General features: G+C 70.3%; 16 protein-coding genes. 2 read left to right on the forward strand and 14 right to left on the reverse strand.

Annotation, left to right across the window (positions count from 1 at the left end; translation table 11 throughout):
* The first annotated feature begins 342 nt into the window (after nt 1-342).
* Nucleotides 343-1002 (forward strand): endonuclease NucS, encoded by a 660-nt coding sequence (gene nucS, locus ASC99_RS00200; RefSeq protein WP_057226809.1) that lies wholly within the window; start codon nt 343-345, stop codon nt 1000-1002.
* A 14-nt stretch (nt 1003-1016) separates the two neighbouring features.
* On the opposite strand, the gene ASC99_RS00205 is transcribed toward nucS, so the two are convergent.
* The 5 genes from ASC99_RS00205 to ASC99_RS00225 form a co-directional block, all read right to left on the reverse strand.
* On the reverse strand, nt 1017-3203 hold the full coding sequence (locus ASC99_RS00205) for an ATP-binding protein (protein ID WP_157531314.1): 2187 nt from the start codon (nt 3201-3203) through the stop codon (nt 1017-1019).
* 90 nt (nt 3204-3293) lie between these two features.
* The gene (locus ASC99_RS00210) at nt 3294-3635 is read right to left on the reverse strand and encodes an STAS domain-containing protein (protein ID WP_057226813.1); all 342 of its coding nucleotides are present in this window, start codon (nt 3633-3635) and stop codon (nt 3294-3296) included.
* A 236-nt stretch (nt 3636-3871) separates the two neighbouring features.
* The gene (locus tag ASC99_RS00215; RefSeq protein ID WP_057226816.1) at nt 3872-4735 is read right to left on the reverse strand and encodes a 3-hydroxyacyl-CoA dehydrogenase family protein; all 864 of its coding nucleotides are present in this window, start codon (nt 4733-4735) and stop codon (nt 3872-3874) included.
* A gap of 131 nt (nt 4736-4866) precedes the next feature.
* Nucleotides 4867-5517: a response regulator transcription factor gene (locus tag ASC99_RS00220; protein ID WP_057226820.1), complete on the reverse strand. Its 651-nt coding sequence runs from the start codon at nt 5515-5517 to the stop codon at nt 4867-4869.
* On the reverse strand, nt 5514-6704 hold the full coding sequence (locus ASC99_RS00225) for a sensor histidine kinase (RefSeq protein WP_057226823.1): 1191 nt from the start codon (nt 6702-6704) through the stop codon (nt 5514-5516). Before ASC99_RS00225 ends, ASC99_RS00220 begins: the two co-directional genes overlap by 4 nt.
* Nucleotides 6705-6858: 154 nt before the next feature.
* Between ASC99_RS00225 and ASC99_RS00230 the strand changes: the two genes are divergently transcribed.
* Nucleotides 6859-7401, forward strand: a complete 543-nt coding sequence (locus tag ASC99_RS00230) for a hypothetical protein (protein WP_057226826.1) — start codon at nt 6859-6861, stop codon at nt 7399-7401.
* A gap of 7 nt (nt 7402-7408) precedes the next feature.
* On the opposite strand, the gene ASC99_RS00235 is transcribed toward ASC99_RS00230, so the two are convergent.
* From ASC99_RS00235 to ASC99_RS00275, 9 genes are all read right to left on the reverse strand, one after another.
* Nucleotides 7409-7981, reverse strand: coding sequence for a cob(I)yrinic acid a,c-diamide adenosyltransferase (locus ASC99_RS00235; RefSeq protein ID WP_057226829.1), 573 nt, complete (start codon nt 7979-7981; stop codon nt 7409-7411).
* Nucleotides 7982-8014: 33 nt separating this feature from the next.
* Nucleotides 8015-8395 (reverse strand): VOC family protein, encoded by a 381-nt coding sequence (locus tag ASC99_RS00240; RefSeq protein ID WP_057226832.1) that lies wholly within the window; start codon nt 8393-8395, stop codon nt 8015-8017.
* A 49-nt stretch (nt 8396-8444) separates the two neighbouring features.
* Nucleotides 8445-8945, reverse strand: a complete 501-nt coding sequence (locus ASC99_RS00245; protein WP_057226835.1) for a DUF2550 domain-containing protein — start codon at nt 8943-8945, stop codon at nt 8445-8447.
* 152 nt (nt 8946-9097) lie between these two features.
* Nucleotides 9098-9478: a F0F1 ATP synthase subunit epsilon gene (locus ASC99_RS00250; protein ID WP_057226839.1), complete on the reverse strand. Its 381-nt coding sequence runs from the start codon at nt 9476-9478 to the stop codon at nt 9098-9100.
* Nucleotides 9479-9675: 197 nt separating this feature from the next.
* Nucleotides 9676-11121 carry a F0F1 ATP synthase subunit beta gene (gene atpD / locus ASC99_RS00255; protein WP_057226842.1) on the reverse strand — a complete coding sequence of 482 codons (1446 nt, stop codon included), beginning with the start codon at nt 11119-11121 and terminating at the stop codon, nt 9676-9678.
* 2 nt (nt 11122-11123) lie between these two features.
* On the reverse strand, nt 11124-12038 hold the full coding sequence (locus tag ASC99_RS00260) for a F0F1 ATP synthase subunit gamma (RefSeq protein WP_057226844.1): 915 nt from the start codon (nt 12036-12038) through the stop codon (nt 11124-11126).
* A gap of 32 nt (nt 12039-12070) precedes the next feature.
* Complete coding sequence (gene atpA, locus ASC99_RS00265) at nt 12071-13645, reverse strand: F0F1 ATP synthase subunit alpha (RefSeq protein ID WP_057226847.1); 1575 nt, start codon at nt 13643-13645, stop codon at nt 12071-12073.
* Between the two features lie 177 nt (nt 13646-13822).
* Nucleotides 13823-14638 carry a F0F1 ATP synthase subunit delta gene (locus ASC99_RS00270; protein ID WP_057226850.1) on the reverse strand — a complete coding sequence of 272 codons (816 nt, stop codon included), beginning with the start codon at nt 14636-14638 and terminating at the stop codon, nt 13823-13825.
* Nucleotides 14635-15201, reverse strand: coding sequence for a F0F1 ATP synthase subunit B (locus tag ASC99_RS00275; RefSeq protein WP_057226853.1), 567 nt, complete (start codon nt 15199-15201; stop codon nt 14635-14637). The genes ASC99_RS00270 and ASC99_RS00275 overlap by 4 nt, the downstream gene beginning before the upstream one ends.
* Nucleotides 15202-15215: the final 14 nt, after the last annotated feature.

Consider the following 15215-nt stretch of genomic DNA (forward strand, 5'->3'; position numbering starts at 1 on the left):
CCGGCTGCGGGCAGCACGAAGCGCGGCACACCGGTGCCGTGGCGGTGACGCGGGTGGAGCGACGACCGCTCACCACAGCGTGACATCCCGGATTCAGTGCGGCTGGCGAATCCGCCGTTTTGTGTGGCAAACGCCACCTGGTCGGCCAGATTGGCCGGATACCGTCGGATCGTTCATCGAAGTTCTCCGTCCCCGTTGAGTGGAACCCGATGCCCGGACAGTCAACTGCCGTAGTGGCAAAGGCAAAGGGTGCCGACTCCATGGTTCGCCGTCTCCGCGAGTTCTTCACCCGGCTGTCGCGGTTTCGCATCAACTGGCCCCGCTGGGCTAGCGTGGTCGACCATGCGTCTTGTCATTGCCCGTTGCTCGGTCGACTATGCCGGTCGGCTCTCCGCCCACCTGCCGTCCGCCACCCGTCTGATCCTGGTGAAGGCCGACGGCAGCGTCAGCGTTCACGCCGACGACCGCGCCTACAAGCCCTTGAACTGGATGTCGCCGCCCTGCTCGCTGAAGCAGGCCGACGGCTCCTGGACGGTGACCAACAAGGCCGGCGAGAAGCTGATCATCACCCTGGAGGAGGTGCTGCACGACTCCTCGCACGAGCTCGGGGTCGACCCCGGCCTGGTGAAGGACGGCGTGGAGGCCCACCTCCAGGAGCTGCTCGCGGACCGGATGGAGGTGCTGGGCGCCGGCTGGGCGCTGATCCGCCGTGAGTACCCCACCGCGATCGGCCCGGTGGACATCCTGTGCCGCGACTCGGACGGCGCCACCGTGGCGATCGAGATCAAGCGGCGCGGCGAGATCGACGGCGTCGAGCAGCTCACCCGCTACCTCGAGCTGCTCAACCGCGACCCGCTGCTGGCACCGGTGAAGGGCGTCTTCGCCGCGCAGGAGATCAAGCCGCAGGCCCGCGTGCTGGCCACCGACCGCGGCATCGGCTGCGTGGTGCTCGACTACGACGAGCTGCGCGGCATCGACGACGACAAGCTCAAGCTGTTCTGAGCCGGCCGCGAGACCTATCCGGTGGACTCGCTGGGTGACGGGCTGGGCGACGGGCTCGGGGTCGGAGTGGGCGTCGGGGTCGGAGTGGGCGGGCTGCTGGTCTGGGCGGGCGGGGTGGTCGGCTTGGCCGTCGTCGGCTGGACCGGCGGCCGCGTGGTGGTCGAAGCGCTCGGCGACGGGCTGGCCGAGGGCTTGCGCGAGGTGCGTGAGCTGCTCGGCGACGGGCTCGCCGAGTCCGTCGCCTCGGTGGACGGGCTCGGGATCGCGGACGGGCTCGGCGAGGTGCTGGCGGTACCGAGGTCGAGGTTCCCGGCGTAGCCGTCCTCGTTCACCGTGCCGCTGTGGCCCGGGGTCTTGGAGTCGCTCCTGACCAGGCTGAAGCCGACCGCCGTACCGAGCACCCCGAGCGCCAGCACGGCGGCCGAGGCCGCCAGCACCGTCCTGCGGGTGCCGCCGGTGGCGCCGGGGGTGGTGCGGAACCGGAACGGCACCTGGGCCGCGATCGCCCGGATGACGGGCCGTCGACCGGCCGGGGCCGCCTCGACTCCCGCCACGGGACGGCCGACCTCGGCCCGGAGCAGCTCCAGCATCCGGCGGGCGGCCGCGGTGCCGCGCGGCTGGCCGAGCGCGGCCCGCAGCGCGATCGCCGCCTCCAGCTCACCGGCGGCCTGCTGGGCCGATCCGGTGCAGAACGCCAGCACCCCCAACTCGTGGTGGAACCAGGCCTCCTCGGCCGCCGCCCCGACCGCTCTGGCGGCCTCCAGGCCGATCCGCAGCACCTGCTCCCAGGCACCCCAGCGCAGCGACAGCGCCAGCGCGGGCGCGGCTGCTGTGGCCAGCTGGAGCACCTGCTCGGGCCGGTCCGCGGCCCGGTCGGCCAGCAGTGCGCCGATCACCACCTCGGCCTCGGCGGCGATCTGCGCCGGGCTGACCGAGCTGTGCCCGACCCACCAGGAGAAGTGCTGGGCGGCGCCGTACGCGACCTCGCCGGGCGGCCAGTCCTCGGCGAGATCGTCCAGTACGCCGTCGGTGAGCCGGTGGTGGCCGCCGATCGAGATCGCCAGCCCACAGTCCGTCAGTTCGTGCAGGGCGCTCTCGCCCAGGCCGACGTCGATCAGGGCGGGCAGGTGCGGGGCGGTCGGGCACTCGCCGCCGAGTGCCAGCGCCAACCGCAGCACCGCCCGGGCCGGTTCGGTCAGTCCGGCGGCCAGCCGGGCCGCCGGTGCGGCGGTCTCGGCCACCGAGGGCAGCGGCACCGAGCGGCGCAGCTCGGTCTCCAGCACGGCCGGGTCGTCCGGGTCGGCGATCTCCTTGACCAGCCCGAAGACCCGGCTGCGGTCCTCGTGCGCGGCCACCAGGGTGTCCACCTGCGCGTCCCGCTGCCGGAGCAGCGCGGCCGCCTGGACGAAGCGCAGCGGCAGCCCCTCCGACTCGAACCAGAGGTCGACCGCCCAGGCCCGTTCGGTCTCGTCCAGCTGACGCCCGGCCAGCCGGCCGATCAGCGCCAGACAGGCAGCCCGGGACAGCCCGGCCACCGGATGGTCCTCCAGCCGCGAGCCCGGCTCCAGCAGCGGGCTGCCGGGGGCCACCGAGATCAGGAAGGCGCAGTCCGGCGCGGTGGCCAGCAGCTGCTCCAGCTCGGGGCTGGACAGCTCGACGTCGTCGATCGCCACCACGGCACCCAACCGGGCCAGCAGGGCCTGCAGTTGGTACTGGTCGGGGTGGAACGGAGGCGACTGGTGGGTGGCCGCGTACAGGTCCTGCAGCAGGTCGGGTGCGGTCCGGCGGTGGCCGCTGAGCCGCACCACACCGTCCGGGGCGAGCTCGCCCGCCGCGTCGGCCACGGCGGCCAGCAGCGCACTACGGCCCGCACCGGCCTGGCCGACCAGTCGGATCGACCGGCCTTCGGCGAGCAGACCGAGCAGTTGGGCGACGTCCGCCTCGCGGTCGAGCAGCGGCAGGTCGGCCGCCGCACTGCCCAGCGCCAGCGGGCCGACGGCGGGGCTGGGGCCGAGCGCGGCCACCGTACGGCCACCCGGGGCCACCGAGATCCGGCGCGGCTCCGGCCGCCAGTCGTCCGGGCACGGTAGTGCCTCGGATCCGTCCGGGCTGCCGACGGAGAGCAGCAGTTCACCGCTGACCAGGTCCCCGGTCCGCAGTCGCAACGGCTCCTGCCCGAGCTCACCGGGTGGCTGTCCCACGATCTCGCTCCGCCCTCATTCGGCCGATTGTCTGACCGGAGACTAGAGCAGCGCGGCCCCGTTGCACTATCCAGGGCCCCCCGGGGCGGTCTAGGTCGTCGCGCCGAGCGGGAGGGTGCTGCCGTACGGGTCGGGAACGGCGCCCTCGACCGCCAGGATGCGGTGCAGCCGGGTGGCCACCAGCAGGCGCTGGAGCTGGGCCGGGACGCAGCGCAGCACCAGCCTGCGGCCGAGCCGGCCGGCCCGGCGGTGGGTGCCCATGATGACGCCGAGCCCGGTGGCGTCCCAGAACTCGAGGCCGGAGAGGTCGAGCACCAGGTCGCCCAGTCCGCCGTCGACCGCCTGGTGCAGCACTGCGCGGGCGTCGGCGGCGCTGCGCACGTCGAGGCGGCCCTGAATGGCCATGCCGCGGTGGTCGCCGATGATGCGCATGCTCTCCTCCTTCGCCGGTCGTGTCGGTACGGCCAGAGCCGGTCTCCCCTCCATCATCTGACGGTGGATCAGCCGGTCAGGTTGCTGGCCACCACCAGATCCGAGGCAAGTTCACTCGTCCGATGGAATAGAGGGAATATACGCAGTCGGACTCCACACGCATGCTCGATTCCCACCCAAATCACCCGTCTGCGGCGGAGTCGTGAGCAAGCTCACCCACGACCCCGCCCCGACGGCTACTTGTACGGGTAGAAACCCTGGCCGCTCTTGCGGCCCAGGTCACCTGCGGTGACCATGCGGGCCATGATCTCCGGCGCGGCGAACTTCTCGTCCTGGGTCTCGGCGTAGATGTTCCGCGCCGCGTGCAGCAGGATGTCCACACCGGTCAGGTCGGCGGTCTGCAGCGGGCCCATCGGGTGCCCGAAGCCGAGCCGGCAGGCCGTGTCGATGTCCTCGGCGCTGGCCACGCCCGACTCGTAGAGCTTGGCCGCCTCGACCACCAGCGCGGTGATCAGACGGGTGGTCACGAAGCCGGCCACGTCGCGGTTGACCACCACGACCTCCTTGCCGACACCCTCGGCGAAGGCCCGGGCGGTGGCCAGCGTGGCGTCGCTGGTCTTGTAGCCGCGGACCAGCTCGACCAGCTTCATCAGCGGCACCGGCGAGAAGAAGTGCACGCCGACCACGGACTCGGGCCGCGCGGTGGCGGCGGCGATCCGGGTGATCGGGATGGCCGAGGTGTTGGAGGCCAGCACCGCACCGTCCTTGGCCAGCTTGTCCAGCTCGCGGAAGACCGCTTCCTTGACCTCGAGCTGCTCGAAGACCGCCTCGACCACGATGTCCGCGGTGGCGACCGCGCCCAGGTCGGTGGTGGTGGTGATCCGCCCGAGCGCCGCCTCGGCCTGGTCGGCCGTCAGCTTGCCCTTGGACACGAACTTCTCGTACGACGCGCGGATGCCGTCCATCCCGCGCTGCAGCGCGGCCTCCGTGACGTCCCGCAGCACCACCTGGTGCCCGGCCTGCGCGGAGACCTGCGCGATGCCCGCGCCCATCAGCCCTGCGCCGATCACGGCGATCTGCTGGCTGGCTACGTTGCTCATGGCTACCCCTAAGCTCCTGAAGGCGGCTCAGGGCAGGGATCACCCGCCGGAGCCGCGCCGCTCACGCGCCGGACTCTAGTGCCAGCAGGGCCCCCGTGGTGCGAATGACCGGTGTGACGCTCCTGACGTGCTCACCGGGCCACCAGCCCCAAGTCCTGCGCCAGGATCGCCGCCTGGACCCGGCTGCGCAGCTCCAGCTTGGCCAGGATCCGGCTGACGTGGGTCTTGGTGGTGGCCTCCGCCATCTCCAGCCGCTCGGCGATCTCCCCGTTCGACAGCCCGCCGCCGAGGCAGGCCAGCACCTCCCGTTCGCGCGGGGTCAGCGCCTCCACCGCCTCCCGGGCCTTCGGCTGGTCCGGGCGGCCGGGCCGGGCGAAGGTCCCGATCAGACGGCGCGTCACCGAGGGCGCCAGTATCCCGTCGCCCCGGGCCACCGTGTGGACTCCCTCGATCAGGGCGTCCGCCTCCAGGTCCTTGAGCAGGAAGCCCGCCGCCCCGGCCCGCAATGCGCCGTAGACGTACTCGTCCAGGTCGAAGGTGGTCAGCATCAGCACCTGCCCGGCGCCCGCCTCGACCACCTGCCGGGTCGCCGCCACCCCGTCCATCCGGGGCATCTGAACGTCCATCAGCACCACGTCGGGCCGTAGTTCCAGCGCCAGCCGGACGGCCTGTTCGCCGTCGGCCGCCTCGCCGACCACCTCCAGCCCCGGGTCGGAGCGCAGGATCAGCACCAGCGCGGCCCGTACCGCCGCCTGGTCCTCGGCCACCACTACCCGGATCACGTTGTCCCCTTCGTCCTCGGCTCGCGCGGCAGCATCGCCCGCACCTGCCAGCAGCCTTCCTCCGGCCCTGCCGTGAAGCTGCCACCGAGCAGCCCCGCCCGCTCCGCCATCCCGACCAGCCCGGCCCGGGCCCCGGGCAGCGACCGGCCCTCCCCCGGCCGGTACGGGCTGTCCACCGCGATCGTCAACTCCTGCTCCCCGTACACCAGCCGGACCCGGACGGCGCCCGGCGCGGCGTGCTTGAGCGCGTTGGTCAGCGACTCCTGGACGATCCGGTACGCCGCCAGCTCGACCGGCGCGGACAGCTCGCCGCGCTCCCCCTGCTCGGTCAGTCCGAAGGTCAGCCCGGCGGCCCGCCCGCTCTCCGCCGCCTTGGCCAGCTGGCTGTCCAGCGCGTCCAGCCGGGGCGCCGCGAAGCTCTCCTGGTCACCGGCCCTGAGCAGCCCGATCATCCGCCGCATCTCGGCCAGCCCCTGCACGCTGTTCTCCCGGATCACCGCCATCGCGGCCAGCAGCGGGTCGTCCGGGTCCCGGTTCTGCCGCCGGGCCAGCGACTGCGCGCCGGTGGCGTGGATGGCGATCGCGGACAGGTGGTTGGCCACCACGTCGTGCAGCTCCCTTGCCATCCTGGCCCGTTCCGCGACCACCGCGCCGCGCCGGTCGAACTCGGCCAGCAGCGCCGTCTGCTGGGCCCGCAGCCGCTCGGTCTCCGCCTCGTCCCGGTGCTTGCGGACCAGGTCGGCGGTCCACACCGGGCCGAGGAAGATCAGCGCGCAGAGCACCGCCACCAGCAGACCGCTGGAGACCGAGCCGTAGAGGATCGCCAGGCTGGAGAGCACCACCGTCGAGCCGATCCCGGTCAGGTGCAGCACCTGCGACATCCGGGGGGTGCCGTACAGCACCGCCGCGTACAGCAGGTCGGTGTACATCAGCATGGAGGCGACCAGCGAGCCGGCGAACACCGTACCGATGAAGACCAGCCCGCCCAGCGACGCCGTCCAGACCGGGTGGGTCCGGCGGAACAGCTCCAGCACCGCCGTGGCCAGCAGCGGCACGGCCACCAGCCACCCGGGGATGTCGTCGGAGCGGTCGTACGCGCCGAACGCGATCAGCAGCAGACCACCGAGCAGCCCGAAGGCCGCGATCGCCCGGTCCTCCTGGCGCGGGGTGAGATCGAAGGGGAGCACGACCCCATCTCACCACCGCGGGTGCCCCGGCCGGGSGAGCCGTGAGGAGGAGGGGGCTACATCGAAGGATGCACCGCCGGTTCGGCAGTACCGACGACGCCGGGGAACGCGCGGTGCGAAAGGCTGGAAGCCGTCCCCGAAGAGGAGAAGTCCCATGATCGTCACACTCGTCGTGGCCGGCGAGATCGGCTTCTGGGTCGTCCTCGCCCTCGCCCTGGCCGCCCGCTACCTGCTCAGGTGGCGCACCGTCAGCACCGCGCTGCTGCTCGGCCTGCCGCTGATCGACCTGGTGATCCTGCTGCTCACCGTGCTCGACCTGCGGCACGGCACGGTGGCGAGCTGGACGCACGGCCTGGCCGCCGCCTACGTGGGCTTCTCCGTCGCCTACGGGCACTACCTGGTGACCTGGGCCGACGCCCGCGTCCACCACCGCTTCGCGGGCGGCCCCGAGCCGGTCGCCGCCCCGAAGTACGGCTCCGCCCGGGCCGTCCACGAGTGGAAGATCTTCGCCCGCACCACGCTCGCGGCGGCGATCACCGTGACCCTGATCGCCGCCATGAGCTGGCTGGTCGACGACCCGTCGCGGACCGGGGCGCTCGACTTCTGGTACCAGCGGATGGGCTGGGTGCTCGCGATCAGCCTGGTGATCGCGGGCAGCTATACGGTCTTCCCGAAGAAGGCCGCGGGCAGCCGCTGACCGTCCGTCAGCGGTTCTCGCCCGGGACCCAGAGGACGTCGCCGCGCTCCTTGTTGGCCGCCCTGGCCAGGATGAAGAGCAGGTCGGAGAGGCGGTTGAGGTACTTGGCGGTGAGCGGGTTGACGCTGTCGCCGTGCTCCTCGATCGCCGCCCAGGTGGCCCGCTCGGCGCGGCGGACCACGGTGCAGGCCAGGTGCAGGTGGGCGGCGCCGGGGGTGCCGCCGGGGAGGATGAAACTGCGCAGCTTCTCCAGCTGCTCCAGATAGTGGTCGCAGTCGGTCTCCAGGCGGTCCACGTAGGACTGCAGCACCCGCAGCGGCGGGTACTTCGGGTCCTCGACCACCGGTGTGGCCAGGTCCGCGCCGACGTCGAACAGGTCGTTCTGGACCCGGACCAGCACCGTGGCGATGTCCTCGTCCAGCGCACCGACGGCCAGCGCCACGCCGATCGCGGCGTTGGCCTCGTTGGTGTCGGCGTAGGCGACCAGCCGGGGGTCGGTCTTGGTCGTGCGGCTCATGTCACCGAGCGCGGTGGTGCCGTCATCGCCGGTACGGGTGTAGATGCGCGTGAGATTGACCATGCGCGGCAGCCTAACGGCACGAGTTAGCGTGCGTTAATGCTCCTGGTGCATGATGCAGAGCACGTTGCCCTCGCAGTCCTTGAACCACGCGGCAGCGCCGTCAGGCCACTCGGCCACGCCGTCGGTGGTCTTGATGCCGGGCATGTCGTAGTCCTCGAACACCACGCCGTTCGAACGCAGCTGCGCCATCTCGGCCTTGAGGTCGGCGACCTCGAAGTCCATCTGGGTGTGGCCGGCCCGCTCGTTGACCTGGGTCTGGTAGAGGCCGAACTTACCGCCGGCCGTCTCGTACATGACGCCGCCCTCGGGGAACTCCGAGACCGGGTCCATACCGAGCTTGTCGTGGTACCAGCGCTTGGCCCGGTCCAGGTCGGCGACCGGCAGGGTGGTGTGGGTTGTCGCTTCGGCCAACATCAGTGGGCCTCCTTCTCGGAGCGGTCCCCCTGCAACCAGTGTGGCGCGCTCAGGCGACGTTCACTCGCTGGCCGGGCGGGGCCGCCTCGAGCCAGGCCAGGAAGCCGGTCAACGCGTCGTCGCTCATGGCCAGTTCGAGCGGGACGCCGTTGTGCAGGCAGCGCAGCACGACCGAGCCGGAGAGCAGGGCGAGCTCCTCCTGGCCCTCGGGGTAGCGGCGGCCGAGCACCTCGATCTCCCGGCGCGGCAGCACCTTGCGCGGGCGCGGGGCGTAGGAGAAGACCCGGAACCACTCGATCGAGTCGCCGCTGTAGCGGCCGATACCAAAAACCCACCCCTTGCCGTCGGTCACCGGGACCGGGGCGGAGGTGGGCTCACCGTTACTGTCGAGATCGGGCTGCGTGGAGGCGTCGGCCGGCATTTTGAGCCGGTAACTGCAGTCGAAGGTGCCGCCTACCCGCTGGATCACCCGGCGGCGTACCGCGAAGACCACCAGACCCAGCACGCAGAGCGCCACGACCGCCGCGCACACCACAAGGGCGAGGACCATGCTCACCGACCTCCTCGCTACCCGCATCCCCGTTGCCGGTCGTATCAACGACGGCGGCACTGTCCTACCAACTGATACGACAGTCCCGGGGTCACGCTCTCGCGTCCCCGGGACCGTCGGTCTTACCCAGCCCGCAAGGGGCTGACGTGCGTTCAGGCGGCCTTGCGATGACCGACCGCGAGCAGGCGGACCTCGGCGCGACGCTCGGCGTGCGCGTCGAGCTCGCTCTTGGCGGTCTCCAGCGCGCGCTCGGCGCGGGCGACGTCGATCTCGTCCGCCAGCTCGGCGATCTCCGCGAGCAGAGAAAGCTTGTTGTCGGCGAAGGAGATGAAGCCACCGTGCACGGCGGCGACGACGGTGCCACCGTCGGTGGTGCGGATGGTGACCGGACCGGTCTCCAGCACGCTCAGCACCGGGGTGTGACCCGGCATGATGCCGGTGTCACCGGAGGCCGTACGGGCGACAACGATGGTGGCCGCACCGGACCACACCTTGCGGTCGGCTGCGACCAGCTCGACGTGCAGCTCAGCCAACGTGGGCTCCTAGGCTCTTGCGACCGCCGAATGCCTCGGCGATTGCGGTAAGAATAACGGGCCCGCGCCCCCGGCATGAAACCAAGGACACGGAGATGACCGGGATCACAACGAATCCTCCGGTCTAGCCGTGAGGGGCGGCCCCCAGGGACGGGGACCACCCCTCACGGTCAGTCATGCGGTCGGGCGGGCCGAAACTACTTCTTGGCCAGCTCGGCGGCGTTGCGCTCGAGGTCCTCGATGCCACCGCACATGAAGAACGCCTGCTCCGGCGTCGCGTCGTACTTGCCGTCCGCGATCGCGTTGAAGGCCTCGATGGTCTCCGACAGCGGCACGGTCGAACCCTCGACACCGGTGAACTGCTTCGCCACGTAGGTGTTCTGGGAGAGGAAGCGCTCGATCCGACGTGCGCGGTGCACGGTGATCTTGTCGTCCTCGGACAGCTCGTCGATACCGAGAATCGCGATGATGTCCTGGAGGTCCTTGTACTTCTGCAGGATCCCCTTGACGCGAATCGCGGTGTCGTAGTGGTCCTGCGCGATGTAGCGCGGGTCCAGGATGCGGGACGTGGAGTCCAGCGGGTCGACGGCCGGGTAGATGCCCTTCTCGGAGATCGGACGGGAGAGCACCGTCGTCGCGTCGAGGTGGGCGAAGGTGGTGGCCGGCGCCGGGTCGGTCAGGTCGTCCGCGGGGACGTAGATCGCCTGCATCGAGGTGATCGAGTGACCGCGGGTCGAGGTGATGCGCTCCTGGAGGAGACCCATCTCGTCGGCCAGGTTCGGCTGGTAACCCACCGCGGAGGGCATCCGGCCGAGCAGGGTCGACACCTCGGAACCGGCCTGGGTGAACCGGAAGATGTTGTCGATGAAGAGGAGCACGTCCTGCTTCTCGACGTCACGGAAGTACTCCGCCATGGTCAGCGCGGAGAGCGCGACCCGCAGACGGGTGCCCGGCGGCTCGTCCATCTGGCCGAAGACCAACGCGGTCTTGTCCAGAACGCCCGAGTCGACCATCTCGTGGATGAGGTCGTTGCCCTCACGGGTGCGCTCGCCGACACCGGCGAAGACCGACACACCACCGAAGTTCTCGGCGACGCGGTAGATCATCTCCTGGATGAGGACGGTCTTGCCGACACCCGCACCACCGAACAGACCGATCTTGCCACCGGTCACGTACGGGGTGAGCAGGTCGATGACCTTGATGCCGGTCTCGAACATCTCGGTCTTCGACTCGAGCTCGGAGAAGTTCGGGGCCTTGCGGTGGATGGGCCACCGGACCTCGACCTGCTTCTCGAACTCGGCCTTGTCGACGTTCAGCACCTCACCGAGGGCGTTGAAGACCTTGCCCTTGGTGATCTGGCCGACCGGGACGGAGATCGCCGAACCGGTGTCGGTGACCACCGCGCCACGGACCAGGCCGTCGGTCGGCTGCATCGAGATGCCGCGGATCAGGCCGTCGCCGAGGTGCTGCGCAACCTCGAGGGTCAGGATCTTGATGCCGGTGCCGTCGGGGTTGTCCACCTCGACGTGCAGGGCGTTGTACATGCTCGGAATCGCGTCGACGGGGAACTCCACGTCGACGACCGGGCCGATGACCCGCGCGACGCGGCCCGTCGCCGTGGTCGGCTCAACTGTGGTGGTCATTCTCATTCGCTCCCGCGGCTAGCGTCGGCGAGGGCGTTGGCACCGCCGACGATCTCGCTGATTTCCTGGGTGATCTCGGCCTGACGGGCCGAGTTGGCAAGCCGCGTGAGCGACTTGATGAGCTCTCCCGCATTGTCGGTCGCGGACTTCATCGCGCGCCGACGGGCGGCGTGCTCCGAAGCGGCCGACTGCAGCAGCGCGTTGTAGATCCGGCTCTCGACGTACCGCGGCAGCAGGGCGTCGAGGACGCCCTCGGCCGACGGCTCGAAGTCGTACAGCGGGAAGATCTCGGCCTTGGCCGGCCTGTCGTCGCTGAGCTGGACCTCGTCCAGCTTCAGCGGCAGCAGCCGGGCGTCCACGGCGGTCTGAGTCAGCATCGACTCGAACTTGGTGGACACCAGGTGGAGCTCGTCCACCCCACCGGTCTCGGCGGTGAACGCCTCGATCAGCTCGGCCGCGACCATCTTCGCGTCACCGTAGGTCGGCTTGTCGGAGAAGCCCGTCCACGATCCCGCGACCTCGAGGTTGCGGAAGTTGTAGTACGAGACGCTCTTCCGGCCGACCAGGTAGGTCACCACGTCCTTGCCCTCGGCACGGAGCTTGGCGCTGAGCGCCACACCCTGCTTGATGGCGTTGGTCGAGTAACCACCGGCGAGACCACGGTCCGCCGCGATCACCAGCACCGCGGCACGCGCGGCGTTGGGGTTCTCGGTGGTCAGCGGGTGCTTGGCGTTGGACCGGGTGGCCACCGCCGTCACCGCGCGGGTGAGCTCATCGGCGTACGGAGTGGAGGCGGCCACCGCGCGCTGCGCCTTGACGATGCGCGACGCGGAGATCATCTCCATCGCCTTGGTGATCTTCTTCGTCGCGGTGACAGAGCGGATCCGGCGCTTGTAGACCCGAAGCTGTGCTCCCATGGGTCGTTACGTCCTTTCCCTCGCTACCGGACTCAGGCCTGCTCGCCGAGGAGCTTGCCGTCGGCGGTCGTGAAACCGAGCTTGAACGCCGCGATCGCCTCGGTGAGCGCGTCGATCGTGCCGTCCTCGAGCTTGCTGGTCTCGACGATGCCCGCGAGCAGGTCCTTCTTCGAGGTCCGCAGGTGGTCGAGGAACTCGCGCTCGAAGCGGCGGATGTCCGCCACCGGGACGTCGTCCAGCTTGCCCGTGGTGCCGGCCCAGATCGAGACGACCTGCTCCTCGACCGGGAACGGCTGGTACTGACCCTGCTTCAGCAGCTCGATCATGCGCGCACCGCGCTCCAGCTGAGCCTTGGAGGCCGGGTCCAGGTCGGAACCGAAGGCGGCGAACGCCTCCAGCTCACGGAACTGGGCCAGGTCCAGGCGCAGACGGCCGGCGACCGACTTCATCGCCTTGATCTGGGCCGAGCCACCGACGCGGGAGACCGAGATACCGACGTTCACGGCCGGGCGGATGCCGGCGTTGAACAGGTCGGACTCCAGGAAGATCTGGCCGTCGGTGATCGAGATGACGTTGGTCGGGATGTACGCCGACACGTCGTTGGCCTTGGTCTCGATGATCGGCAGACCGGTCATCGAGCCCGCGCCCAGCGCGTCGCCGAGCTTCGCGCAACGCTCCAGCAGACGGGAGTGCAGGTAGAAGACGTCACCCGGGTAGGCCTCGCGGCCCGGCGGACGACGGAGCAGCAGCGACACGGAGCGGTACGCCTCGGCCTGCTTCGACAGGTCGTCGAAGATGATGAGGACGTGCTTGCCGTCGTACATCCACTCCTGGCCGATGGCCGAACCGGTGTACGGGGCGAGGTACTTGAAGCCGGCCGGGTCCGAGGCGGGAGCGGCCACGATGGTGGTGTACTCCAGCGCGCCGGCCTCCTCCAGGGCGCCACGGACGGACGCGATGGTGGAGCCCTTCTGGCCCACGGCGACGTAGATGCAGCGAACCTGCTTCTTCGGGTCGCCCGAGTGCCAGTTGTCACGCTGGTTGATGATCGTGTCGATCGCCACCGCGGTCTTGCCGGTCTGGCGGTCGCCGATGATCAGCTGACGCTGGCCACGGCCGATCGGGGTCATCGCGTCGATGGCCTTGATGCCGGTCTGCATCGGCTCGTGCACCGACTTGCGGACCATGACACCCGGAGCCTGCAGCTCCAGGGCACGACGGCCGCTGGAGGCGATGTCGCCCAGGCCGTCGATCGGGTTGCCCAGCGGGTCCACGACACGGCCGAGGTAGCCCTCGCCGACCGGAACGGAGAGGACCTCGCCGGTGCGGTGCACCGTCTGACCCTCTTCGATGCCGCTGAACTCGCCGAGGACGACGACACCGATCTCGCGGGTGTCGAGGTTCAGCGCGAGGCCGAGGGTGCCGTCCTCGAACTTCAGCAGCTCGTTGGCCATGACCGAGGGAAGACCCTCGACCTTGGCAATACCGTCCATGGCCTCGGTGACCGTACCGACCTCTTCACGCGAGGCGGCGTCCGGCTGGTACGACTGGACAAAGTCGGCCAGCGCGTCCCGGATTTCCTCCGGACGGATCGTAAGCTCCGCCATCAGGCTTCCCTGCTCTCCTAGTTTGCGATCCTCGGCCCGCCATTGAGGGCCGCAAGTATTCGACTCTCGGCCGGGTCATGCGAACCGGCCGTACGATTTGCCGGCTCCGAGGAGCCGCTGCGCGACTTCCCGGCGGAGCCGGTTCCCGACCGAGGGTCGGATGGTGCTGGTGGGTCGTCAGCCTTCGAGGGCCTGGCGAGCGCCTTCGAGGCGGCTCGACACGGTGCCGTCGATGATCTCGTCACCGATCTGCACCCGGACACCACCCTGGACCGTGGGGTCCACGTCGATGTTCAGGTGCACCTGGCGGCCGTAGAGCCGGCCGAGCGCACTGCCCAGGCGGTCCTTCTGACCGTCCGACAGCGGAACGGCGGTGGTGACCAGGGCCACCACGCGACCACGCCGGGCAGCGGCGAGCTTGGAGTAGGACTCCAGGCCGTGCTCCAGGCTACGACCACGCGGGTCGGTGACCAACGTGCTGACCAGACGGGCGGTGCCCGCGTTCACCCGGCCACCGAGCAGCTTCTTGACCAGCTCCGCCTTGGCGGCGGGACCGGCCTTCGGCTCGGTGAGGGCGCTGCGCAGCTCGTGCGAGCCGCTGACGATCCGTCCGAAACGGAACAGCTCGTCCTCGACGTCGTCCAGCTGACCGGCCCTGTCGGCCGCGATGATCTCGGCGTACGCGGCGAGTTCCTCGACCGCGTCCGCGAAGTCACGGCCACCGGACCAGCGGGACCGGACCAGGCCGGAGACCAGGTCGACGACCTCGCCGGAGACCTGACCGGCCAGCAGCGTGCCGACCAGCTGGGCCTTGTCCTGACCGGACCGCGAGGGGTCGGTCAGCACCCGGCGGAGCGAGACCTCGCGGTCCAGCAGCGCCGTCACGGCGGTGAGTTCCTGGGCGAGCTTGGCCGCGTCCACCGAGGTGTTGTCGGTCAGGCTCTCGAGGTTCTCCCGGCCGGCGGCCAGGGCCTCACGGCTGGCGCCGATCACTTGGACGCACCCTGGGCCGCAGAGGCCTTGGCCTCCAGGTCGTCCAGGAAGCGGTCGATCACGCCACTCTGCCGGGCGGAGTCCTCGAGGGACTCGCCGACGATGCGGGAGGCGAGCTGCGAGGCGAGCGAGCCGACGTCCTGACGCAGGACGGCAGTTGCCTGCTTCTTGTCGGCCTCGATCTGCGCGTGGCCGGCGGCGACGATGGACTCGCGCTGACGCTGGCCCTCCTCGCGCATCTCGGCGACCAGGGCAGCGCCCTGCTCACGAGCCTGCTCGTTGATACGAGCGGCCTCGTGACGCGCCTCGGAGAGCTCGGCACGGTACTGCTCAAGCAGGGCCTGGGCCTCGGCCTGAGCGGCTTCCGCACGCTCCATGCCGCCCTCGATCGCGTCCCGGCGGTCCGCCAGCACCTTTTCGATGCTGGGCAGGAGCTTCTTGCCGAGGATGCCGAAGACGATGAAGAAGCAGAGCAGGCCGATGATGATCTCGGGCCACTCGGGGAGCAGGGGGTTCATCTTCTCCCCCTCCTCCGCGAGGAGGAGTGCCACAGAGGCGCTCATATCTGAACCTTTCG

The sequence above is a fragment of the Kitasatospora sp. Root107 genome, from assembly GCF_001424875.1.
Taxonomy (GTDB): domain Bacteria; phylum Actinomycetota; class Actinomycetes; order Streptomycetales; family Streptomycetaceae; genus Kitasatospora.